We start from the raw sequence: 1,412 nt of genomic DNA on the forward strand, positions 1-1,412 counted from the left end.
GAGCGGCAGCGGTCCCGCCGAGCGGCCGGTACCCGACCAGGCCCCCGCGAAAGTCGCCGGTACGACGACGAGCGGCAGCGTGAGGGCCGCGCGCAGCGGGGAGGCGGTGAGCGGGCCGCCCGTCGCGTAGAGCACGACTGCGGCGCTGACCAGCAGATACCCGCCGGCCACCGTGGTCACGGCGCCGAGCACGGTGAGCTGGGGCCGTCCCTCGTCGGGTTCCGTCGTGTCACGCGCGGCCCGGTAGGCGAGCCAGGCGGGCAGCAGCACCAGCAGCAGCGGGACGACCCCGAGCGGCGCCGGCGCCCCCGAGAGGGTGTCGGGGCGCATCAGCTCGACGCCGTGCGCGAGCAGCCAGAGCGCAGCCGCGACGTGCATGGCTCCGCCCGCGCCGCTGTCCGGGTACGGCGAGCTGATCCACAGCGCCATCACGAGGACGGCGATGGCGCCGAGTCCGAGCCCCGCCGCGATGGTTCCGCGCAGGAAGGACGCGGTCAGCGCGGCGGCCCGGCCACGCTCGGCGGCCGAGGCCGAGGACAGCGGCATACCGCGATCAGTCACCTGGGTCACGCCGCCATGCTGCCAACGACACGCGCTTTATTCGCGTAACGGGCGAATGGTCGCCGTGTCGCTCAATATACGCTTATGTACTTTTTCGCCCAGTACAGTGCTGCGGGGAGTTCGTCATGACGCAGAGCACCAAGGACAGCGCCCCCGCGCCCCCGCTGCCCGTCCCCAAGGAACGGCGCCGGCTGCGCGAGGCGAAGTCCCTGACGGCCAAGCAGGTCGCGGCTGCCTTGGGTGTCACGCAGTCGACCCTACGGGGCTGGGAGACCGGCAGGGCCGCTCCCCGGGGCCGTAAACGGGACGCCTACGCGCGCCTGCTGGCCGGCTACGCCGTCGAGCTGCGGGAGAAGGAGGAGCGCGAGGCCGCCGAGGTGCGCGCCGCCGCGCTCCAACGCGCCGCAACGGCGCTCGCGCCCGCCGCTCCCGCGCCCGACACGTCCCCACCTGACACGTCCGCGCATACGGCGGTCGCGGTGGCGGTGATCGAGCCGCCCGCGGTGAAGGTCAGCATCGTCAAGGCCCCGCCGTACGCCAAGGCCGAGACGGCTGAGCAGGCGTTCGACGCGCTGTACGCGTACGCGGCGCCCGCTCTCGTCCGCCAGACGTATCTGCTGACCGGCCGGCGCGCGCTCTCCCAGGAGTCCGTCGAGCGCGCGTTCCATCTCGCCTGGCACCGCTGGCCCGAGGTCGCCGTCGACCGCGATCCGGCGGGCTGGGTGCGGGCCGCCGCCTACGAGTACGCGCTGTCGCCGTGGCACCGGCTGCGGCTCTCCCACCGGCGCCCCGACCCGGCGGCAGCGGCGGCCGAGCGGGAGGGACGGCCGCTGCGTGAGGCGCTGTTGCGG

Annotated in this window: 2 protein-coding genes; one reads left to right on the forward strand and one right to left on the reverse strand. The window is 74.5% G+C overall.

Going from position 1 to position 1,412, the window contains the following annotated elements:
- Positions 1 to 546: DUF6350 family protein (locus tag HY68_RS43535; RefSeq protein WP_241778744.1), on the reverse strand; the 546-nt coding region annotated here is incomplete at its 3' end.
- A 140-nt stretch (positions 547 to 686) separates the two neighbouring features.
- Here HY68_RS43535 and HY68_RS44815 point away from each other — a divergent pair.
- Positions 687 to 1,412: helix-turn-helix domain-containing protein (locus HY68_RS44815; protein ID WP_041985427.1), on the forward strand; the 726-nt coding region annotated here is incomplete at its 3' end.

Origin of the sequence: Streptomyces sp. AcH 505 (assembly GCF_000818175.1) — a bacterium.
Taxonomy (GTDB): Bacteria; Actinomycetota; Actinomycetes; order Streptomycetales; family Streptomycetaceae; genus Streptomyces.